We start from the raw sequence: 20,440 nt of genomic DNA on the forward strand, positions 1-20,440 counted from the left end.
TGACCGTGCCGCTCCGGCATCCACGCTCACACGCTCACCATGGCCACCCCGATGTCGCGTCCAGGGCCCCGAACTCCCGTCCACGCGCCCGCAGGGCCGGGCTGGCCACCACCGTCGGCATTCATGAATAATGCGGGCTAGCGGCGAATGGTGGAGGCTCTGAGGATGCAGAGCAGCCGGCCGTTCTGGTCGGTGTAGGTCGTCTCGATCGTGATGATGAGCATGGGGCTGCCGTCCTTGTTGACGCGCTCCTTGACGTCCGCGATCTTCGCCTGCGAGTAGATCCGGTCCCCGAGGGTCGGATACTTGTAGAGCTCGATCTCGTTGCCGGCGTTCAGGATCCGCTTCAGGTCGGTGGGGATCGGCGGCAACGACCCGCGGCTCTCGGCGCGCTCCACGCCGCCGATGCCGTCGGAATTCGGGTTTTCGAGGAAGGCGCGGGTGATCGGATCCTCCGCGCCGGGCGGGGTTTTCCTGCTGAGGTACGTGCAGTAGATCGGCGGGGTCACGATCCCGCCGAACTTGGTGGTCTTGGCGAACGCCTCGTCCCAGTAGCGCGGATCCGGGTCCATGATCGCCTGCGTGAAGCGGCGCAGGTCCTCGCGCTCGATGCCCCACAGGTTCGCTTCCACCCGCTCGGCGGTGACGCCGATCAAGGCCCGGATCTCGTCCGTGAGCGCGCTCTTCCTCTCGGCCATGCCGCCCCCCCTCAGATCCGGAGCGATACCGCGACTAGCTCGAGGGCTTCGGGAAGAAGTCCTCGTTCCACGGCCAGCCCCCATTCACCTCGAACGGCGGCAGCCCTTTCTGGACACGCTCGAGATAGGGGCTGCCGATCGGCTCGTCCCACGGGTTGATGCATCCCTCGTACATCTTCGGCCCGAGCTTGAAGTGCTTGGCCTGCTCGACCGTCTCCACGAAGGGAGCGTTCGCGTCAAACATCTGCTCTAACTTGGTCGGCCGCGGGCCGGTCCGGGAGACATGCCCCCAGGCCATCCGTCCGATCGTCTCTTCGAGCAGCCAGACACAGTCGATGAGCTTGTCCAGATCCACGCCCGTCTCGATCCCCATGCCGTCCAGCATGTGCATGAAGTCCTCGGTCGGCGCCATGCCCGTGGCCCGCCCGGTGCCGCAATACGGACAGCCGCCGACGCCGCCGATGGTGCCCTCGAGATGGAGCGTGTCCTTGCCTTCCAGGGTCTTGATGGCCGCATACGCGGAGGTCAGGGCCATGCCCCGGGCGTTGTGCAGGTGGGCCCGGAAGTCGGTGACGTCCGGCCACTGCTTCTTCACGCGGGTGAAGATCTCCTCGACCTTGACCGGGTGGCACCAGCCCATGGGGTCGCCGATGCCCACCGACGTGACCTTGATGCCGACCGCGTCCCACAGCTCGTGCTGCTTCTCCAGGAACTTCATCGTCATGTCGACGGTGAAATCGCCCACGAAGTTCGAGCCGAAGCTGGCATTCGTGCCGATGCCGGCCTCGGTCGCGCCCTTCTCCTTGGCCGCGGCGATGATCTTCGGCCACGCTGCCATCTCCTGCATCTGGGAGCGGTTGGTGTTCCGCCGGGCGAAGACGTCGCACATGTGACAGAACAGCCGGGGTTTCCCGGACCCCCGCTCGATCGTCAGCGGCGGCGAATACTTCTTCGCCCGCTCGACGCCCTTCTCGTTCAATGCCAGGGCGGTGTAGGTCACGCCCGGCTTCGGGCGAAACTTCTCCATCAGCTCGTCCATGCGGGCCATCTGGGGCGTGTACTTCGGGCTCACGAAGGAGCCGACCACGATCCGCTTCAGCCCCGTCTCCGAGAGGGCCTCAAGCAGCGCCACCTTGGCCTCGATCGGGATCTCGGCAGCCTCGATCTGCATGCCTTCGCGCATGCCCTCCTCGGTGTAGACGATCGTGGGATAGCGTCCCGCCATGGTGTTCTCCTTTTGTGCTCTCGCGCTAGCGCGGCACGGTCACCGCGTCCATGAGCTCCCCGACGTCGGCGACGGCTTCCAATCGCTGCACAAGCTGGATGGGACGGGCGATCCGCCCGCGGTCGAAGACGTACGCCGCGTTGGCGCGGAACTTGTCGACCACTGCGTCGCCGGTAAGGTGCATCGCCGGTGCAAGAACCATATCATGCACCCGCCCGTCCCGCATCTTCACCACCAACCGGGCCTCCGGGTTCCCGTCCGCGATGTGCGGACGGCGCAGGGTCACGTCGGGGTTGCGTGTCAACCGGACCCGGGCCATGAACGCCTGGATGTCGCCCTGGTCGGCGCGCTTGTCGGTGAACGTGTCCAGGTCGACCTTGCCGTCGATGACGGCGGCGGCGATGTTGTAGCGCAGACAGAACTTGCCCTCCAGTCCCTCGTGGACCTCGTCACGGAGCAGGGCGCCAGTGCAGGGGACGTTTGGACCGATGTGCTCGATCAGCTCCACGTCGTCCGGGCTGATCGTGTGCGTCCGGAGGACCTCCAGCAGGCCGGTGAGGGTCTGGTGATTGCCGCCACAGCAGGGCCACGGCTTGACCCGCGTGCCCTCCGAGACCAGGTGGTAGAGGTCGCCCAGGAACTTGGTGACCGCCGGGAGATCGCACTTGGCCCCACCGAAGTTGTCCGCGTAGCCCTGACGGCCCTCGATGATGTCCGGATCGGCCGTGAACCCCTTGGCGGCCAGCTTGGCGGCGACCACGCCGCTCCGCGCGGCGTGGCCGGGATGGAACGGCTTCGTCATCGTGCCGAAGTTCCGCCGCAGGCCGCTCGCCTGGGAGCCGGCGATCCCCAGGGCCATCCGGGTCTTCTGGACGTCCAGGCGCAGGAGCTTGCTGGCGACGACCGCCGAAGCCATGGCGCCGAAGATCGCCGTCGGGTGCCAGTCCCTATCGGGGTGCAGGTTGGTGCTGAGCCTGGTGCCGACCTCGTAGCCGACGACCCAGGCCGCCAGCACCTCGCGGCCCGACAGGTGCAACTCCTCGGCAAGAGCGAGCGCCGGTGGGGTGAGGACGATCGCCGGATGCCCGCCGATGCCGCCCAAATCGTCGAAGTCCTCGGCGTGACCCAGCGCGCCGTTGGCAAAGGCGGCGTTGGCAGCGGCGGTGCGGATCTTCGTGGCGATGACGCGCGCCTGCGGAGTGCCACCCTGCTCCTCCGTGAAGTCGGCGATCATCCGCCCCAGCTCCGTCGTCGAGCCCTGGATTGCCGTGCCCAGGAAATCGAGGATTGATTTCTTGGCCTGCTCGTACGCCGCGGCAGGGATGTCGGCGTACGAGGTGGCGACGATCCATTGCGCGAGGCTTTCCGTGGTTCCCATCGCCCCCACTCCATTTCTAGCGCTGCCGCCGAGGTGAAACCCCTCAGGGTTGGCGCACACTAGCTCGCTCTCTCCCCGACTGTCAAGGCGGGTCTCGAGGGACTGGACGGACCACCCTCGGCACGCCGGCCCCGGGCTCGTCCTCCTCGGTGCCCAGGCGCCTCTTGAAGTCGGGGTCCCAGTAGGCCAGGCGGCCTCGCCTGACGCGCTCGTCCATCTCCATGTAGGCGAGGGGGCGCAACTGGGTGGGGCGGGTCGCGACGATCCCCGCCTGCTCCAGGTCGGCGTACCGCGCGTCGCTGTATCCGAGAATCCCCTGGAGCACGTCGTGGTTGTGCTCCCCCAGGGCCGGGCCGGGACCCCTGACGGCAAGCGGCGTCTTGTTGAGGCGCCAGGGGCGGCCGATGATCGCGCGTTCCCCGATCCCGCGTTCCGGGGGGAACCGCAGGGTCTCCAGGAAACCACGGGACCGGAGGTGCGGGTCCAGGTTCACGTCCCTCGCGTCGAAGACCGCGCCGGCCGGAACCCCCGCGCCCTGCAGGCGCTCCATCGCCTCGAACTTCGCGAGGCTCCTGGTCCACTCGGCGATGATCCCGTCGATCTCGTCGTGGTGCGCGAGACGGTCGCGGTGGGTGGCGAAGCGGACCTCCTGCGCGAGCTCGGGTTTGCCGATGAGACGGCACAGCGCCGCCCACTCCTCGTCGTCCCGCACCGACACGACGCACCACTGATCGTCGCCGGCACACGGGTAGCACCCCTGCGGCGCCTTGGAGGGATGGCGGTTCCCGAGACGCTCCCCGAGGAGCCTGTTCGCCAGCCAGTCGAGAATGTACTCGCTGACCGTGTAGCACCCCAGCTGATACATGCCGACATCGATCCAGAGTCCCTTCTTGTACCGATGGCGGTAGCGGAGGGCCAGCGCGGTCCCCATGAGGCACGCCCAGCTGGCGAGGAAGTCCACGAAGGACTGACCCGCCTTGGAGGGGATGCCTCCGCGGTACCCAGTCACGTATGCGAGCCCGTGCGTCGCTTCCTGCGTCGTGGCCTGCGCCGGGTATTGCGAGTAGGGGCCGGACCCGGGGCCGTAGCCGGTGTTGGACACCATGATGATGTCCGGCTTGAGCTGCTTCATGTTCGGATAGTCGAGTCCCCAGCCCCGCATCACGCGCGGCGTGAAGCTTTCGAGGAAGACGTCGCTCACCCTGATGAGGTCCTTGAGGACTTCCCGCCCCTCAGCCCGGCTCAGGTCCAGCACCATCGACTTCTTGCCCCTGTTGATGAGGTTGAAGTTGGCGGTCCGGTTCCAGGGGTCCGCGCCCGGCCGATTGTCGGCATGCACTCCCGAGAACGGGCCGTCGCGCGTGATGTCGAGCCGCCCCGGCCCCTCGATCTTGATGACCTCGGCCCCCATGTCGGCCATCAGGCCACAGGCGTAGGGCACCGCGAACACGTGGCCGCAGTCGATGATCCGTATCCCTTCGAGCGGCAATCTGGCCACGGCGCGCCTCAGATGACCCCGGCCTGCCGGAGCCTCATGAGGTCGTCCTCCGTGTATCCGAGGATCTCGCCGTACACCTCCAGATTGTGCTGTCCGAGCAGCGGCGCCGGCCGGCGATACCGTGCGGGCGTCTCCGTCATGTTCCAGAGCCCGAAGGGGACCTTGATCGTGCCGATCACCGGATGCTCCACTTCTTGATAGAAGCCCCGGGCTTCGAGCTGGGCACAGGCGGCCAGGTCGGCCGGAGTCTGCGCGATCCCGAAGAGCATGCGGTACTGCTCCGAGGCGGTTTTGAACATCTCGCCCATGGTGCGGTCCTTCGCCGCCTCGACGAGCAGCTCGTCCAGGGCCTGGCCGTTGATCACCCGCTGATTGACGTCGGCGAAGCGCTCGTCCTTCAGGTCGGGGCGGCCATAGAAGTCCGCCACGTCGTTCCAGGAGGCGCCGCCGCCCGCCTGGCTCACGAAATACCCGTCCTTGCACGGCATCACGTTGCCGAACATGGTGCCCGCGGGCCGGCGCCGGCCCTGGACGCCCCCCGTCCAGCTGTAGAACGGCTGGTTGATGACCATCGTCGAGGCCACCACCTCCTGGACCGAGAGGTCCACGTGCTGACCCTCTCCGGTGACGTCCCGGAGCAGGAGGGTGAAGAGCGTGGCCACGGTGCCGTTGAAGCCGGCTTCGTACTGGGCCTGAAAGCCGCCGTGCTTCAGCGGCTCGCGGTCGGTGGTCCCGCTGATGCTCATGATCCCGCTCGTGGCGTAGGCGACGATCTCTCCACCTTTGTAGTCACGGTACGGCCCGGTCTGGCCGAAGGGGGTGATGGAGGTCATCACGAGCCCGGGATTCTGACGCTCGAGGGAGGGGTGATCGAGCCCCAGGGACGCGAGGTAGCCGGGGGGAAACGTCTCCACCACGACGTCGGCGCGGCGGGCCAGCTCCTTGAAGATGTCGGCGCCCCGAGGCTCTTCCAGGTTCAGCGTGATGCCGCGCTTGTTCAGGTTCGTCAGCAGGAAGAACAGGCTCTTCTCCGGGTGGGCCTCGCCCCCGGAGAAGGGCGGCATGCTCCGGCCGCACTCGCCGCCGGCGGGCTCCACCTTGATGACGTCCGCCCCAAAGTCGCCCAGGAGCTTGGCACAGAGGGGGCCCGCGATCCCTTGGCTCACGTCCAGGACCCGGAGATCGTCGAGTGCCGCTGGGATCATCGGTCGGGTCACACCTTCTGCGGCGATCGCGCCGCCCCTCGGGGCATCAGGCCAGTCGATAGGCCCGGCGCGCCGTGCCGCTGAACAGCGCCAGCTTCTCGTCGGCGGAGGCGCCGGCGGCGATGCGCTTGAACGCATTCCACAGCGTCGCGTAGCCGGTGCCCATCTTCTCCACGGGAAAGTTGCTCTCGAACATGCAGCGGTCCGGTCCGAAGAGCTCGATGCACGTCCCCATGCAGGGCCCCCAGAACGCCGCGAGCTCGGCCGAGGACGGCGGCGCCTCCATGGTCTTGTAGTCGAACGCCGCCAGCCGCATCAGCATCCCGCCGAGCTTCAGGGTCACGTTCGGGCATTTCGCCAGCTCCGTCATCGAGGCCTTCCACGACGCGAACACCTCGTCGCGCCTGACCCCGTAGGGGCCGTAGCCGAGGGGGCCGCCCACGTGGCCCATGATGATGTTGGCGTCCGGGAACGCCCGCGCCAGATCGATGATGTCCGCGAGCTGCGGATGGAAGAGCCAGGCGTCGAAGGACAGGCCCAGAGCGGTCAGCCGGCGCAAGCCGGCGCGAAAGTCCGGACGCCGGAACAGATGCGGCGCCGTGATCGCGTGGCTGTTCCCGATCACGTCGCTCGCGTCCCACCCGCCCGGGTGGCGCACGCCGCGGAACCGGCCGCCGCCGGCCCTCACGTGCGCCTCGAGCACCGCTTCGACGCGGTCGCCCAGCGTGAGATCGGCGAACCCCACGATGCCGGCGGCGACGCGCACCGGTCCGTAGGCGCCGCTCGCGCTCATCGCCGCGACGCCGGTCACGAACTCGGTCTCGCCCACCGGCCGCATCTCCGCGGGCCCGTCGGCACGGTACATGGCGTGGCATTCGACGAACACCGTCGCGACGACGTTGTGGCCGGTGCGGACGTCGGCGAGAAACTCGTCCAGCAGATAGGGGTGGTCCGGGCGGTGCCACAGGTGATGATGGGTGTCGATGATCGGCAGGTCGGGATCCAGCACCGGCTCGCGCGGCTGCCGCGCCAGCCACGCGTCGTCGGGTGCGAAGATCCTCCCAAACCGGGTCGGCTCCTTGGACGGGCTCAGGCGTTCGCTTCCGCGGCGGCGAACTCCGCGGCGCGTACCAGCGTCGCGAGAAACCGTCGGTATGTTCCCATCGTGTCCTCCAATGTGTCCCGAAACGTTCGACGTCGTGCCGGGCAAGAGTTAACAGACATCCGGCGCATCGTCAAGAACCAATTCGTTTCCCTTCCCTCCGTCACCGGTCTCTGTCAGACTCGTCGTTCGGGTGCGGGCCGTGCGCTCGACACGCCGCGACGGTTCCAGAGATCGACGGCATTCGACGGAGGGCAGGGACGATGGATTTCGGGGTCGTCACCGCCAAGGTGGACGAGATCGGTTACATCACGCATGCCGAGAACCTCGGCTACAGCCACTGCTGGGTCACAGACAGCCCGATGATCCGCTCCAACTGCTGGGCCGTCCTCGCCCTGGCGGCGCAGCAGACCAGGCGCATGCGCCTCGGGACCGGGGTCAACGTGCCGGGGCTTCGGCTCGCTCCGGTCGTCGCGAACGGCATCGCGACCATCAATCGCCTCGCGCCCGGGCGCTGCTTCATCGGGCTCGGCACCGGTCACACCGGCATGCGCCTGCTGGGCAGGAAGCCGATGCGGCTCGGTCCCTTCCGGGAGTACGTCGAGGTCGTGCAGAAGCTGCTCCGCGGCGAGGAGGCCGACTACACCCTCGACGGCGAGACCCATCCCATCCGCTTCCAGATGCGCGAGCATCGCTTCGTCGACCTCGACCACCGGATCCCGGTCTACGTCGCCGCCTACGGCCCGCGGGCCCAGGCGCTGGCGGGCGAGATCGCCGACGGTCTCGTCTCGGGGTTGCCGCGCGGAGGCACGGTGGCCGACATGCTCGCCAACGTGCGCCGCGGCGCGACGCGGGTGGGCCGCGCGCTGCCGCCCGACTTCTACACCTCGGCGATGGTGACGCCGGTCATGCGCGAGCCCGGGGAGCCGCTCGACTCGGAGCGCATCGTCGCCGAGAGCGGCGCCGGTGTCATCACGGGCCTTCACTACCTGGTGGCCCGCCACCTGGAGACCGGCGAGGATCCGCCCGAGTACGCCCGGCCGGTCTGGAAGGCCTACATGAGCTGGCTCGACGAGGCGCCCCCGGCGGTCCGGCACCAGCGGCTCCACGCGAGCCACGCCAGCTTCGTCGATCCCGAGGAGGCACGCTTCATCACCGCGGACCTCGTCAAGGCCACCTGTGTGGCCGGCACGCCGGACGAGCTGGTGGAGCAGGTCCGCGGCCTCGAGCGCCAGGGGCTCCGGCAGATCATGCTGTATCCCCCGCTCAACCGGCAGTACCGCGTCATCGAGGACTTCGCCGCGAAGGTGATGGCGCGCCTGTAGTCAGGCCGGCAGCATCATCGTGGCGTCGGAGAGGCAGACCAACTCGCCCCGCTGGTTGATGCCCCGGACCCGGCAGTCCACGATCTTGTTCCCGTCTTCGAGCCGCTTGTCGGTCACGTCTCCGGCGAAGGTCACCGTGTCGCCGGCGCGGAAGGGGGTGATGGCCCGCATCAGCAACCGGCCGTCGTCGTAGAACGCTCGCAGCGGGAAGGACCGCTCCAGCATCTGATCGACATACGACATGGTGGCCGGACCGGAGTTGACCGTGCCGCCGAAGATGTTCTGCCGGGCGAACTCCTCGTCGGTGTGGATGTTGCTGGGGCTGGGTTTGCCCGCCAGGCGCAACTCGTTCTTGCGGTCGATGATCTCCCGGCTCTCGGACACGACCAGCGGCGCCAGCTGGTCGCCGATGGCGACCGCGTCGAACGCGAGGCAGCGTCCCTGGTTGGATGTGGTCGCCGCCGCCTCGGCGTCCGGCAGGAGCGGCTGGGCCATCCCCCGGTCGCGGGGCACGTCCCGCTGGCCCCGGGCGTAGGAGAAAATGCAGGTGTAGTCGTACCTGGCCACGTGCTCGCCCCGCTGGTTGCCGGCCTCAACCCGGAAGGTGACGAAGTTGCTGCCTCGCCGCTCGTACTTCTCCAGAACCCGGCGGGTCCCCGTGAGTGTGTCCCCGGCGCGCACCGGACGGAACCAGCGGATCTCGCACTTGGCGAAGGGGGTCTGACGCCGGGCCGTCTCGGACTCTTCCAGCGCGACGAAACCGTGGCGTTCGGCGATCTCGCCCCGCAGGAGGGGCGCGTAGGTGAGCACCATCGTCGGCATCGCGACGAGCGCGCCGCCATACTCCGCGTTCGTCCCGGATCTCTGGAACCGCGGATCGGGATTCTGCGCCAGCCGCGCGTATGCGGCGATGTGCTCGGCGGTCAGCCCGACGACCGTCGGGGCGCCGTCCTGGCCGGGCTCCACGGCGTCGTAGTCCCAGAGTTTTTCTCGCGGCTCGAGCACGAGACCCTCCTCCGGCGTTTCGCCTCCGGTCATCCGGCCCGGGGCCCCCCGCGGAGCAACTCGGCGAGCGTGGCGTTGAACGCGTCGGGGAGCTCGTAGGCGACCCAGTGGCCGGCCACGGGGATGATGCGCAGTTCCACCGCCGGGCACAGCGCGCGCAGCGCGGCGATCCGGTCCTGCAGCGTGTAGTAGGCAAGCTGGTCGCGCTCCCCCCAGATCGCGTTCACCGGGACGCGGAGCTGCGGCAGCGACAGGGCGAGCGGCCGCTGCGCGATCAGGGCCGGGCTGTCCAGCCGCGCGTGGCGCGCGTTCCAGTCCTGGATCGCGATCGCCAGGGCGTCGATCCGCGCCGGGTCCGCGATCATGATCCGCTGGAGATTGGTGCGGTGCGCCTGCGTGAGCGCCTCGCCGATCTTGTCGCGCACCCGCTCGAGCGCCATCGGCGTGCGCGGCCGCACCAGCCCGCCCGCGCCGAGGAGCGTCAGGGAGCGCACGCGCTCGCCGTGCAAGAGGGCGACGTGCCCGCCCACCGAGGCGCCGAAGGAGAAGCCGACGAGGTCGTAGGACACCCGCGGGCCGAGCAGCCCGTCGATCCCCGCCGCGACGATTGCGCTGATCGTCGTCATGTCCGGCGGCGCGGGCGCATCCGCGGACTCGCCGAGCCCCGGGAGATCCGGCGCCAGCACGCGGTGGGTGCGGCTGAAGGCCGGCACGGTGCGCACCCAGTGCTGCCAGGAGCCGGCCCCGCCGTGCAGCAGCACGAGGGCGGGCCCGTCGCCCCAGCTCCGCCACACCATGCTGCCGTCGCCGCACGGTGACTCCGCGCGCCAAGCCTCCGCGTCCAGTCGCCGCACCGCCGTGACCGGCCCCTCGGCGTCCTCGGGACGGTCGGTGATCTCGACGTCGGGTCTCACCGCGCTTCCCCGGCCGAGCGGCCTACTGCGGGCCCTTCGCCGGCGTCATCGGGCACCAGCCTGGGGGCACCAGCCTGGGGGCACCAGCCGGGGTCGAGCCCGACGACGCCCCGCGCGGCCAGGTCCTCGATCGCCGCGTCCGTGTAGCCGAGCCGCCGCATCACCTCCGCCGTGTGCTGGCCCAGGCGCGGCGGATGCAGCTCGATGCGCCCCGGCGTCTCGCTGAACTTCAGCGGCAGCCCGGCCATGCGGATCGGTCCGAGCCCGGGCAGCTCTAGCTGCACGATCATGTCGCGGGCACGGACCTGCTCCTCGGCCACGGCTCTGTCGATCCGGTTGATGGGCGAGCACGGCACGCCGGCCGCCTTCAACCGCGACTCCCAGTGGGCGACCGAGTCCTTGGCCATGACCTCGCCGATCATGCCGATCAGCAGGTCGCGATGGTCGGCACGCTGCCGCGCGTCGCAGAAGCGTGGGTCGTCCGCCCATTCCGGCCGCCCGAGCGCTCCGCACAGGTCGCGGTACATCCGGTCGTTGAAGGCGGAGATGACGATCCAGTCGTCGGAGGCCTTGAACGCCCGGTAGATCGGGCTGGCGAGGGCGCCGCTGCCGCTCGGCCCCGGCACCTCGCCGCTCGAGAAGAACCGCGTCAGATGGTAGGACAGCATCGCGAACTGGCCCTCGAGCAGCGAGGTCTCCACGCGCTGCCCTCGCCCGGTGCGGTGCCTGGCCTCGAGCGCCATCAGCACGCCGATCGCTCCGAGCATCCCCGCGCCGAGGTCCGCGACCGACAGGCCCATCTTCACCGGGCCGCCGCCGACCTCGCCGGTGATGCTCATGCTGCCGGAGAAGGCCTGCATGAACAGGTCGTTCGCCGGCTCGCGGCTCCGGGGCCCGGTCGCGCCGAAGCCGCTGATCAAGCAGTAAACCAGCCGCGGGTTCATTGCTGCCAGCGCCTCGTAGCCGAGCCCAGCCCGCTCGAGCGCGCCGACGCGGTAGTTGTCCACCACGACGTCGGCCCCGCCGATCAGGCGCCGGACGACCTCGACGCCCTCGGCGCGCTTCAGGTCGAGGGCGACGCTTTGCTTGTTGCGGTTGGCGGAGGCGAAGTAGTGGCCGAGCGCGTCGTGGAAGAACGGGGGCCAGGCGCGGCTGTCGTCGCCGGTGCCGACGCGCTCGATCTTGACGACCTGCGCCCCGTAATCGGCGAGCAGCATGGCGCAGAACGGCCCGGCCATGGCGACGCCGATCTCGACGACCCTGACGCCGTCGAGCGGGCCGGCGCTCACGCGCGCCCCTCCGCCCGCTGGACCGCTCGTCTCATCCTCCCCCTTCCCCGGCCCGCGGGCCTTCCGCCGCAGCCGCCGGGCCCGGGCGACCTTACCGCAACGCCCCGCAGCGCGCAAACCCGCCCGCCGACGCTCTCGCCTCCCCTCACGGAAGCCATCGCAGCTCGAACGTGCCGTGGCCGTCGCGCACGTGGCCGCAGCCGCACACGAGCGGGCGAGGCGCGCGCGGGTCGCCGGTCATCGAGGCCGCTCCTCGAACTCGAACCAGAAGGCGCCGCCGCGAGGGACGATGCGGCCCAGCGACGGGGACGGGAAGTGCGTGGCGCAGACCAGGACGTCGGTCCCGCAGTAGCGCTCCAGGAAGGCCCGCCGCGTCTGGCTCGCCAGCCCGGGTCGAAATCTGCGCGCATCGCCCAGTCCGGCTCCAGGCACTGCACGGGCGTGTGCATCAGATCGCCGGTGATGACGGCCTGGGCGCCGTTCGACTTCAGGTGGAGCACAGGAACCATAAAAGCCATTCTCAGACCCCCGCGCCTCCCAGCCTCGGCAGGCAGCCCTCCCACAGCGCGGATGTTGCCAGTTCCATCCCGGATCGATACTGCCCCGCCGCCACCACGGCGTCAAGGAAGCCTCGAGCGACGCCCGAACGAGCATGATGCGCGAGGCGTCGGTCAGCCCATAGGAAACATTAACGCCAGTTCGCATCACGCGGCCCCATGCAGAGGATGCCACGCGCTCAGCTGTGACGCTCGGAATGGGCGACGAAAGGACCGGCTGCTAAGGACGAGGGGATGGCGGGGGTGGGGATAGGGGAGAAGATAGGCGTAGGGATACTTCGAGATATCCATGGGAGTACCCCTGTGGGATACGCGGGATATCCCGACGAGGCGTCCGCGTAGGGGGGCGAGACGGTGGGCGATCGCGGTGCTGACGCTCGCCTTCGCCCCGGTGAAGCGAGCAATGCCGCGTGTCAGGCTGGGGCCCGCAGGGGAGGCCGCATGTCGCCCACCCACAGCGCGCGGCGAGGGAGCCGAGGGAACAGCGTGTGTCCGTCCTATGCGCCACCTCGCTGAATCGAATCGCCGATATTCTTGTTCCTTTTCGAGGCCTTGAGGTCCGACCGGCTTGCGACCACGGGAGCCGGAGCGGAAGGGCCGTGACGGGATCTGCCGTTTCCTTTGTCGTCCCGCTCGATTCGGATACATTGTCACGATGGCTGAATTGAACGCCGCGGCCACCCGCTCCAGTCTGGGTTACCGGCCGTCGCTCGACGGTCTTCGAGGCATCTCTATCTTGGCCGTTATGGGCTACCACTCCGGGCTGATCTCTGGTGGCTATCTCGGTGTTGACGTGTTCTTTGTGTTGAGCGGCTTCCTCATTACGACGCTCCTCGTCGAAGAGCAGCAACGGCACGGTGCGATCAGTTTTCGTAGGTTCTACATGCGACGGGCGCTGCGCTTGCTCCCGGCCCTCTTCGCGACGGTCGCGGTCTGCGCGTCAGGCGAGTTCGCTTTCGCGTCACCCGAGGCGTCACGGCATACGTGGGGAGCGGTGGCGGCGGTCGTCTTCTACGCAGCGAATTGGGCGATGATTGCCGGGCAACCGCTCTTCGTCCTCGGGCACACATGGTCCCTCGCCATCGAAGAGCAGTTCTATCTCGTGTGGCCACCGAGCCTGGCCGTGCTCACTCGAGTTGTGGGCCGTCGTGGCTGGATCCTCGGTATCGTGGCGGCTGGAGGCCTGCTGGTACCCGCATACCGATTCCTGCTGATGAGCCAACGTGCCTCCCAACTTCACCTATACGTGGGACTGGACACGCGGGCTGACTCGCTCCTCGTCGGTTGCACCGTCGGGCTCCTCATCGGGTGGAAGATGCTCCCGACGTCGCCGACCGCTCGAGTCGTCTCCGGAATCGGAGCGATGGTGGCGACCTTGGCGCTGACCTATCTCTTCGTCGAGGCCACGTGGCCGAGGGACTACCTCTTCCACGCTACGAGTACGCTCGCCTCGCTTGCCACGGCGTTCCTCATCGTGAAGTTGTTGATCGCGCCCTCGAGAATTGACCGTCTCCTCGAAGGATCGCCTCTCGTCGGGTTGGGACGGATCTCCTACGGGCTCTACCTCTGGCACTATCCAGTCTTCTACGTGTTTGGCGCGCTCAGCGTGCCGGGGGTTCTCCCCTCTCCGACACACCTCCCAGAGGCTTGGCTTGCCACGCTCGTGATTGCCACCACTTCATTTTTTTTCCTCGAGCAGCCCCTGCTGCGGCTCAAGCGCCACTTCCGTGCCCCTTGACGATGGCACCCGTCCTTTTCCGACGGCAGTGTCCCATTTCGGTTTGACGTTCCCCGACCGGCAGGTCCGCCGAGGTCTCCGCAAGCTCGGCATCTCCGAGCAGACTTTCTACCGTTGGAAGAAGCGGTACGCCAGCCGGGCGTGAGGATTGCGTTTCTTGACTTGCTTTGCCATGATCTGCGGATCGCTGGCGTCGAAGTATCGAAGCGCAAGGAATTGGGATGCCGATGCGTTCAGCCGGGAAGGTCGCAGTAGTGACCGGGGCGCAGCAGGGGATCGGGAAGGCGATTGCGCTGGCCTTTGGCCGCGAAGGGGCCAGCGAGGTCATCAATTACGTGGACGGCCGCGTCGAGGCCGAAGAAATCGCCGCGTGAATCCGGGCGCTGGGACAACAGGCGGTGACCGTCGCCGCTGACGTGTCCAAGGCGGCCGAGGTCCGGCGGCTCGTGGAGGCGGGCGCGAGCCTCGACGGGATCGATGTGCTCGCGAACAACGCCGGCATCTTCCCACGCGTGGAGTTTCTGCGCATGACGGAGGCGCAGTAGGACGAGGTCCTCGACGTCAATCTGAAGGGCACGTTCCCCGTGGACCTGGGCCCCGCTGATGCGCCGCGTGCTCGATCTCGATGTCCTCGCCTGTCCCCGCTGTGGGGGCCGCCAGCGCGTCATCGCCGCCGTGCAGAATCCCCTCGCCGGGCAGGCCATCCTCGCCCACCGGGCCCGCTCCGGCGCCCTCGCGCCGCCCGGCCCCGCCCCACCCGCGCCCGCCGCCCTCACGTAGCCCGTAGCTCAAGTCCTTCTCTCGAGGCTGCCCCTGCCACCCGACGGCGGCGCCCCACGGCCCCGCCGCCGCACCCCTCCGCCCGCTTCGTGACCGCGAGCCCGTGGCGGCGCAGGATGGCCCGGGTCAGCGGGCGATCGCGGTGCGGACGCTCGCCGTCGCCCCGGTGACGCGCGCAATGCCGGGTGTCAGGCTGGGGCCCGCAGGGGCGGCCGCATGTCGCCCACCCGCATCGCGCGGCGAGGGAGCCGAGGAAACAGCGTCTATCCGTCCTATGCGCCGTCGAGTGATTTCGCAAGGTCCGGGAGCTTGCTTCCCCCGAACGGCACCAGGACGATCACCAGAATGACAAGAAGCTCTAGCGCCCCATGCCAAACATGGTCAGCTTCGCCTTCCACCCGAGAACCGAAGCAGGATCAGGAAGAGGTTGATGAAATTGAGATAGAGCGACAGGGCTCCCACGACCGCATAGGACCCGCTCTGGCCTTCCGGTAGCGCCAGCGCCATCTGCTTCAGGCGCTGCGCGTCCCAGGCGGTGAGCCCGGTAAACACGATCACGCCGATGACGGAGATCAGGAACTGCAGGGCCTCGCTGTGCCAGAACATGCCGACGACTGACGCGAGCACGAGCCCGACCAGCCCCATGAAGAAGAAGTGACCGGCGCCGGCCAGGCTGCGCGTCGTGGTCGAGCCGAAAAGGGCGAGCGCGCCGAACATCCCCGCCGTGACGACGAACGTCGTCGCGACGGATGCGCCCGTGTACATGAGCAACACGAGCGACAGCGTCACCCCGTTCAGCGCCGAGTAGAGTACGAAGAGTCCCGCGGCTGCGCCCGGCGCGAGCTTGGACGCGCGAGCAGAAAGGTAGAAGACGAGGCCCAGCTCGGCGGCGAAGAGGCCGAAGAACAACAGCTGATTCGACGCGATCGCCCGGACGATCGTTGGCGAGCCCACCACGGTGAACGCGACAAAGGCGGTCACGCCCAGCCCGGCACACATCCACGCGTAGACTTTTCGAAGGAACGCGGTGACGCGTTGAGCGTCGGCTGCCGCCGGCAGAGCGGTCGAGGCGGACGCCGTATTGTAGTCGGCCATCGTGTTCCCTCCTTTGGACTGCCCTTAGGGTACTCCGCGTCGGACGAGTTCGCATCTATGCTTGATGGCGGGGCTTAGTGGCGGGGTATACTAGCCGGGCGATGGTCCAGATTCGCCTGTCAAGGGATCTAGAGGCAAGCGCCCGGTCGGCGCGCACGCCGATGACCGTGGACGATCTCCTGGCCTGCTTCCCCGAGGTGCCTCGTGACCTCCGTGACGAACCCATCCTGGCGGAGTACGTGAAGGCGTTCGGCCCGCTCCTGCGCGTGGCCCAGAAGCCGTCGCCGTGCATGGGCACCGGCGGCGACGCCCCACACCAGTTCTATACCCGTCTCGTGAACGACCTGGCGATCTACTCGATCGGCCTGGCGAAGCGTGACCGGACCCTCGCGCGGCTCCAGGCCACGCTCGATCAGTACCGCCGGCAGCCCGCGACGTTTGCCTGCACGCTCGTGCCCCGCCGCGCCCCCGGCGCGCCGCGAGCCGGCTGCAGCTGACGCTGCGGGAGCCGCGCGCTTCCCCTCAGTCAACTCCCCGCCGTATCCAGACGAAGGAGGAAGACCTCGATCTCTTTCTTCGTCTGGAGGTCGCCGGTGCGCGCCGCCACCTCGAGCCCCTTCCGGTACGCCGCCTGGGCCTCGTCGCGTCGACCGGCCCGCTCCAGCGCCCGGCCGAGCCCGCGATGGGCGGCGGAGTAGTCCGGCTTGAGCCGGATCGTCTCCTCATACTCGGGGATAGCGCTCTCGGCCTGCCCGGCGTCGAGGTCGGCGCCCGCCAGACCGAACCGGACGACCGGATCGTCCGGCATCAGCTCGACCACCTCCTTGAACTCGGCGATCCGATCACGCTCAGCCATGGTCAGCCCGCATGGATCCTCTCCTCCGGCAGATCCACCCGCTTGACGCCTTTGAAACTGAACAGGAGCTCGACCTTGTAGACGGGCGGGTCGGTGGACACCTGCTGCAGGATCGTCCCGAGGGCCTTCTGCACGTTCTGGCTGAACGAGACACCCTGGATGACGAGGCCGGACAGGTCCACCGTCACCCGCTGCTTCGGCTGAAACATGCGCCCTCCCCGAGTAGAGCCCGAAGCATCGACTGAGGTAGCCCGCTCACGGCGGGGCTTCTAAGGCGACTTACGAATCTGGGCTTCAACCCGTGTTTCAGCCTTGAGACGGCTGCCACTACCCGCCCCCCATCGCACTGTCAGGCACCCGTTGCCGCTTATCGTTGCCTGCTTGGGCTTCGAGAAGGGCACAGGATTTTCAGTTCCCGTCGTCGGCCGATCGCTTCGCGCGGATTTTCAGCAACTTGCCCTCGCCCCAGAGCCCCAATGCTGTAGCGGCAACGTAACCTTCCCCACCTGATAGACAGTTCGAGGTTAGACTTTCCGGCGCAGGATGGCCCCGATCAAAGGGCGATCGCGGGGCTGACGCTCGCCGTCGCCCCGGTGAAGCGCGCAATGCCGGGTGTCAGGCTGGGGCCCGCAGGGGAGGCCGCATGCCGCCCACCCGCCTCGCGCGGCGAGGGAGCCGAGGGACCAGCGTGTGTCCATCCTCTGCGCTCAGTCAGCTGCCGGCGCTTCCGGGATCACGAGATCCATCACGCGGACCTCGATCGCGCAGAGCTCCTCCTTCATGCCGGGCAGATGCGATGCAGGCTCCGTTTTGATGGAAGGAAGCAGATCCTTGTAGTAAGCAATTCCTTCGAGCAGGTTCGTCTTGAACGTGCGCAGGTAGCGGAGGTGCTTGATCGTCAAAGCGTCAACGCTGTGTCCGATCGCGTGCTTCAGGTAGTCCACGTAGAGGGACAACTCGTTGACGAACATGTGCGGGCGGCGAAGCGCATTGAGAACGTTCGCGCGCCCGTAGATGTGATCGACCATTTCTCGGAGCGAACATGCTTTCGAGAAATAAGCCAGGTTGGGCCCCGGGCAGATGCTGACTGCTGACAGCTTGTGAGCCGGCTCGATGCCATGTTTCAGCAACACCGCGGCGCCGAGCCCTTCGCAAAGACACTCCTTCTGGGTGATGAGGTCGAACTCCTCGCGGAACGTTTCGGGCGGGAGCTGCTGCTCCTGGAGCTGTTTCAGCTTCAGGTGCTGGTACTCCCGCGAGGCGGTGCAGATGGGTTGGGAAGTGAATTCGCTGTTGAACGACAAGAACTTCTTGTAGCAGGGACTTCCCGGCCTTCCCTTGGCGATGCGTTGCTTGCGCTGCTCTTCGGAGGAGCTCCGCCGGAAGTTGTTGAACGGAACTCCCAGCGGCGACGACGCGTAGCTCAGGAAATAATCTTCCATCCCCGCCGACTCGAGTTGACGCAGGGTATCCTCGTCGACGTTGGTGGCTTCGGGCACCAGCAGGAAGGGGCTTCCCCAGCCGGTACCGTCCAGGTGGTAATGTTCGATTAGGAAGTTGTGCTCGTTGGCTGTGCCGATTCCTCCCTGCGCGGTGATCTTCATCGCGGGCGCCTGTGAGAACGTCTTGTATCCCTTCTGGGCCAGGGCGCTGTTGCACATCTCAAGGAGCGCCACAACAAGAGCGGCTCTCTTCGTTCTGAATTCTTCGAGAATGGGGCCCAGCAGCAATCCGTCGGTGGCGAAAGCATGGCCGCCGCAGTTCAATCCCGATTCGATGCGGAACTCGGTCACCCAGAGTCCTTTCTTCGCCAGAACTTTCCCCTGCACCGACGCCGAGCGGTAGTCGCTCACCTTCAGGGTGATCTTCTTCCGAAGATGGTCTTGGTCGTCGGGGAAGAAATCTCCGAACGATTCACAATACGCGTAAAGACGCGGATTGAGCCCCGCGGAAAACACGACCGACGAAGACAGAGTACTCAGCGCAAAGCCGCGCAGCGCGGCCCTGGCGTCAGCATACTCCGGTGGAAGCGGCTCCCCCGATGTGTCGTAGTTCGTGCGATCACATTTGGTCATGATGTTGACGTCGATGGCGCCGGCGACAACCGTCCCGCGCAGCTCTTCCTGCAGGGACAGCTTCTCTGCGCCGTCTTCCAGGCTCTGCATCCGTTCGAACAGCACCCTGGCGGGAGAAGAAGAGGGCAGGAGCTCGAAATATCTCTCGATGTCGGCGCCCTCTTCGAACGCGCCGGTTTTCAGTGTCTCCACCTGCCTGCTCACGATCCGGTTCAGCAGGTTCAGGTATGCCGTGATGCGCTTCGCCCGGTGATCGACGTCTTCGTCCGGGATGGGAGCGTACGGTTCGGCTTCCTGCGTGCAATGGAATGCGCGCATTTGCTCCAGGAGATTGTCTTCGATGATCGAGACCACCGACGAGATTCCGAAGCGCGCGACCTTCAGCGGGGTGTCGATGGTGTATGCGAGGCCCATCACGGGGATATGGAAGGTGTGGAGATCGGTTACGCGGGACAGCCTGTGCGCCATCGCGCACCTCCGGGTAAATCTCCCGCTGTTGACGACACTCCCTGGAACGCGGAAGAGGGCCCCAGAGTCGTGGTCTGGCGAGGAGGAGGTTCACGATGAGCCGACGATCGGGCCAGACACCGTGAGTGTGACACATCGGCGCTCGGATGGTAGTGAGGACGTGCGTGAGGGCCTTGCCTCCCTTCGCGAGAAGCGGCCGGCGCGGGAAGTGGCGGCCGGTCGCGCACTGTTACGCCGGGTGAGGGACAGTCTCGGTGACAGCCAGCACGCTATGCTCGTTCCGCTGGGAGATCGACCTCTCGACCAGGCTGTTGGACGACCATCGCGCGCTGCGGTCAGACGAGCGTCAAGGGTCTGGGCTCCGACCTGATCCTTCGCGTGGACTGATGGGGGCTGCTGCGCCGGGCGCCGCCGGATAGACGGCGGCCCCGGCCGCGGCCCGCTGAGCGCCGCCAGGTAGCCCATCCCGAGCGCGCCCACGGGCGAGCCGCCGGCGAAACCGAGCTGGAAGATGGCCAGCGCGCGCCGTGGCTCTCCGGCGCCTCGAGCTGGCGATGGTGCGCCCCTGGCTGAGCACCACGCCGGCGCCCACTCCCCAGACGAAGCAGGTCAGCGCGAAACCCCAGAGCGGCCCCGGCGCCGACATCGCCGCCAGCACGACGGCGCCCCCGGCCAGGGCGAGCAGCACGGCACGCCTGGGACGGCGGAGAGCGCCCAGCCGGATCTGGAGCATGGTGGACGCGATCATCCCGCCCGAGAAGCGGGTGTTGACCAGCGCCAGCTCCCGGGAGCCACCGCCGTAGACGTCGCGCACGATCAGGGGCGGGATCACCGCGAAGGCGCCCACCCGGCGGCGGCGCCCCCCGGCCCCGCCGCCGCACCCCTCGGCCCGCTTCGTGACCGCGAGCCCGTGGCGGCGCAGGATGGCCCGGGTCAGAGGCCGATCGCGGTGCGGACGCTCGCCGTCGCCCCGGTGAAGCGCGCAATGCCGGGTGTCAGGCGGGGCCCGCAGGGGAGACCGCATGTCGCCCACCCGCATCGCGCGGCGAGGGACATCTCCATGAGGTTGGGTCCGTAGGAAAGCAGACCAGCGTCACTCACGAACTCCCTGAACTCGTACATGGCCGGAATGCGATGCTCCACCGCGAAGCGAACAATCCGGCTCCGCTGGCGCACGATGAGGAGATCCGCAGGCGCACCCATTCATCGCACTCCTCTGGCGAACTCGCTTT

19 protein-coding genes and 1 pseudogene are annotated in these 20,440 nt (G+C 67.8%); 5 read left to right on the forward strand and 15 right to left on the reverse strand.

The window, feature by feature from the left end; all coding sequences use genetic code 11:
• Positions 1 to 137: 137 nt before the first annotated feature.
• The 6 genes from Q7W02_28975 to Q7W02_29000 form a co-directional block, all read right to left on the reverse strand.
• Positions 138 to 698: a MaoC family dehydratase N-terminal domain-containing protein gene (locus Q7W02_28975; GenBank protein ID MDO8480160.1), complete on the reverse strand. Its 561-nt coding sequence runs from the start codon at positions 696 to 698 to the stop codon at positions 138 to 140.
• Positions 699 to 732: 34 nt separating this feature from the next.
• A complete protein-coding gene (locus Q7W02_28980; GenBank protein ID MDO8480161.1) occupies positions 733 to 1,923 on the reverse strand; it encodes a citramalate synthase in 1,191 nt (396 codons plus the stop codon).
• Positions 1,924 to 1,948: 25 nt separating this feature from the next.
• Positions 1,949 to 3,301, reverse strand: a complete 1,353-nt coding sequence (locus Q7W02_28985; GenBank protein ID MDO8480162.1) for an MmgE/PrpD family protein — start codon at positions 3,299 to 3,301, stop codon at positions 1,949 to 1,951.
• Between the two features lie 82 nt (positions 3,302 to 3,383).
• Positions 3,384 to 4,799, reverse strand: coding sequence for a CoA transferase (locus Q7W02_28990; GenBank protein ID MDO8480163.1), 1,416 nt, complete (start codon positions 4,797 to 4,799; stop codon positions 3,384 to 3,386).
• Between the two features lie 8 nt (positions 4,800 to 4,807).
• Complete coding sequence (locus Q7W02_28995; protein ID MDO8480164.1) at positions 4,808 to 6,004, reverse strand: CoA transferase; 1,197 nt, start codon at positions 6,002 to 6,004, stop codon at positions 4,808 to 4,810.
• A gap of 46 nt (positions 6,005 to 6,050) precedes the next feature.
• On the reverse strand, positions 6,051 to 7,013 hold the full coding sequence (locus tag Q7W02_29000; protein ID MDO8480165.1) for an amidohydrolase family protein: 963 nt from the start codon (positions 7,011 to 7,013) through the stop codon (positions 6,051 to 6,053).
• Between the two features lie 356 nt (positions 7,014 to 7,369).
• Here Q7W02_29000 and Q7W02_29005 point away from each other — a divergent pair, with 356 nt between their 5' ends.
• Complete coding sequence (locus Q7W02_29005; protein MDO8480166.1) at positions 7,370 to 8,431, forward strand: LLM class flavin-dependent oxidoreductase; 1,062 nt, start codon at positions 7,370 to 7,372, stop codon at positions 8,429 to 8,431.
• Here the strand turns inward: Q7W02_29005 and Q7W02_29010 are convergent, their stop codons facing one another.
• From Q7W02_29010 to Q7W02_29025, 4 genes are all read right to left on the reverse strand, one after another.
• Positions 8,432 to 9,436 carry a MaoC family dehydratase N-terminal domain-containing protein gene (locus Q7W02_29010; GenBank protein ID MDO8480167.1) on the reverse strand — a complete coding sequence of 335 codons (1,005 nt, stop codon included), beginning with the start codon at positions 9,434 to 9,436 and terminating at the stop codon, positions 8,432 to 8,434.
• 29 nt (positions 9,437 to 9,465) lie between these two features.
• A complete protein-coding gene (locus Q7W02_29015; protein ID MDO8480168.1) occupies positions 9,466 to 10,350 on the reverse strand; it encodes an alpha/beta hydrolase in 885 nt (294 codons plus the stop codon).
• Positions 10,347 to 11,639, reverse strand: a complete 1,293-nt coding sequence (locus tag Q7W02_29020) for a CoA transferase (protein ID MDO8480169.1) — start codon at positions 11,637 to 11,639, stop codon at positions 10,347 to 10,349. Before Q7W02_29020 ends, Q7W02_29015 begins: the two co-directional genes overlap by 4 nt.
• Before the next feature lie 237 nt (positions 11,640 to 11,876).
• Positions 11,877 to 12,071: a hypothetical protein gene (locus Q7W02_29025; protein ID MDO8480170.1), complete on the reverse strand. Its 195-nt coding sequence runs from the start codon at positions 12,069 to 12,071 to the stop codon at positions 11,877 to 11,879.
• Positions 12,072 to 12,851: 780 nt separating this feature from the next.
• Between Q7W02_29025 and Q7W02_29030 the strand changes: the two genes are divergently transcribed.
• The 3 genes and pseudogenes from Q7W02_29030 (at position 12,852) to Q7W02_29040 (ending at position 14,714) form a co-directional block, all read left to right on the forward strand.
• Positions 12,852 to 13,934, forward strand: a complete 1,083-nt coding sequence (locus Q7W02_29030) for an acyltransferase (GenBank protein MDO8480171.1) — start codon at positions 12,852 to 12,854, stop codon at positions 13,932 to 13,934.
• A 227-nt stretch (positions 13,935 to 14,161) separates the two neighbouring features.
• Positions 14,162 to 14,479: pseudogene (locus Q7W02_29035) on the forward strand (SDR family NAD(P)-dependent oxidoreductase).
• A gap of 67 nt (positions 14,480 to 14,546) precedes the next feature.
• On the forward strand, positions 14,547 to 14,714 hold the full coding sequence (locus Q7W02_29040; GenBank protein MDO8480172.1) for an ATP-dependent helicase HrpA: 168 nt from the start codon (positions 14,547 to 14,549) through the stop codon (positions 14,712 to 14,714).
• Positions 14,715 to 15,095: 381 nt separating this feature from the next.
• Here Q7W02_29040 and Q7W02_29045 read toward each other — a convergent pair whose 3' ends face one another.
• The gene (locus Q7W02_29045; GenBank protein MDO8480173.1) at positions 15,096 to 15,809 is read right to left on the reverse strand and encodes a Bax inhibitor-1/YccA family protein; all 714 of its coding nucleotides are present in this window, start codon (positions 15,807 to 15,809) and stop codon (positions 15,096 to 15,098) included.
• 161 nt (positions 15,810 to 15,970) lie between these two features.
• On the opposite strand from Q7W02_29045, the gene Q7W02_29050 reads away from it, so the two are divergent.
• On the forward strand, positions 15,971 to 16,306 hold the full coding sequence (locus tag Q7W02_29050; protein ID MDO8480174.1) for a hypothetical protein: 336 nt from the start codon (positions 15,971 to 15,973) through the stop codon (positions 16,304 to 16,306).
• A 29-nt stretch (positions 16,307 to 16,335) separates the two neighbouring features.
• On the opposite strand, the gene Q7W02_29055 is transcribed toward Q7W02_29050, so the two are convergent.
• The 4 genes from Q7W02_29055 to Q7W02_29070 all read right to left on the reverse strand — a co-directional run bounded on the left by Q7W02_29055 (position 16,336) and on the right by Q7W02_29070 (position 20,232).
• Positions 16,336 to 16,665, reverse strand: coding sequence for a tetratricopeptide repeat protein (locus tag Q7W02_29055; GenBank protein ID MDO8480175.1), 330 nt, complete (start codon positions 16,663 to 16,665; stop codon positions 16,336 to 16,338).
• A gap of 2 nt (positions 16,666 to 16,667) precedes the next feature.
• Positions 16,668 to 16,874, reverse strand: coding sequence for a hypothetical protein (locus Q7W02_29060; GenBank protein ID MDO8480176.1), 207 nt, complete (start codon positions 16,872 to 16,874; stop codon positions 16,668 to 16,670).
• 498 nt (positions 16,875 to 17,372) lie between these two features.
• Entirely contained in the window at positions 17,373 to 19,208 is a 1,836-nt protein-coding gene (locus Q7W02_29065; protein ID MDO8480177.1) for a hypothetical protein, read from the reverse strand.
• A 346-nt stretch (positions 19,209 to 19,554) separates the two neighbouring features.
• Positions 19,555 to 20,232: a hypothetical protein gene (locus tag Q7W02_29070; GenBank protein MDO8480178.1), complete on the reverse strand. Its 678-nt coding sequence runs from the start codon at positions 20,230 to 20,232 to the stop codon at positions 19,555 to 19,557.
• Between the last annotated feature and the right edge of the window lie 208 nt (positions 20,233 to 20,440).

This window comes from Candidatus Rokuibacteriota bacterium (assembly GCA_030647435.1).
Taxonomy (GTDB): Bacteria; Methylomirabilota; Methylomirabilia; order Rokubacteriales; family CSP1-6; genus AR37.

Excerpts from the sequence above, each read along its gene's own strand:
- Q7W02_28975 (MDO8480160.1), bottom strand. The coding sequence starts at position 698 with ATGGCCGAGAGGAAGAGCGCGCTCACGGACGAGATCCGGGCCTTGATC.
- Q7W02_28980 (MDO8480161.1), bottom strand. The coding sequence starts at position 1,923 with ATGGCGGGACGCTATCCCACGATCGTCTACACCGAGGAGGGCATGCGC.
- Q7W02_28985 (MDO8480162.1), bottom strand. The coding sequence starts at position 3,301 with ATGGGAACCACGGAAAGCCTCGCGCAATGGATCGTCGCCACCTCGTAC.
- Q7W02_28995 (MDO8480164.1), bottom strand. The coding sequence starts at position 6,004 with ATGATCCCAGCGGCACTCGACGATCTCCGGGTCCTGGACGTGAGCCAA.
- Q7W02_29005 (MDO8480166.1), top strand. The coding sequence starts at position 7,370 with ATGGATTTCGGGGTCGTCACCGCCAAGGTGGACGAGATCGGTTACATC.
- Q7W02_29030 (MDO8480171.1), top strand. The coding sequence starts at position 12,852 with ATGGCTGAATTGAACGCCGCGGCCACCCGCTCCAGTCTGGGTTACCGG.
- Q7W02_29045 (MDO8480173.1), bottom strand. The coding sequence starts at position 15,809 with ATGGCCGACTACAATACGGCGTCCGCCTCGACCGCTCTGCCGGCGGCA.
- Q7W02_29050 (MDO8480174.1), top strand. The coding sequence starts at position 15,971 with ATGACCGTGGACGATCTCCTGGCCTGCTTCCCCGAGGTGCCTCGTGAC.
- Q7W02_29055 (MDO8480175.1), bottom strand. The coding sequence starts at position 16,665 with ATGGCTGAGCGTGATCGGATCGCCGAGTTCAAGGAGGTGGTCGAGCTG.
- Q7W02_29060 (MDO8480176.1), bottom strand. The coding sequence starts at position 16,874 with ATGTTTCAGCCGAAGCAGCGGGTGACGGTGGACCTGTCCGGCCTCGTC.
- Q7W02_29065 (MDO8480177.1), bottom strand. The coding sequence starts at position 19,208 with ATGGCGCACAGGCTGTCCCGCGTAACCGATCTCCACACCTTCCATATC.
- Q7W02_29070 (MDO8480178.1), bottom strand. The coding sequence starts at position 20,232 with ATGCGGTCTCCCCTGCGGGCCCCGCCTGACACCCGGCATTGCGCGCTT.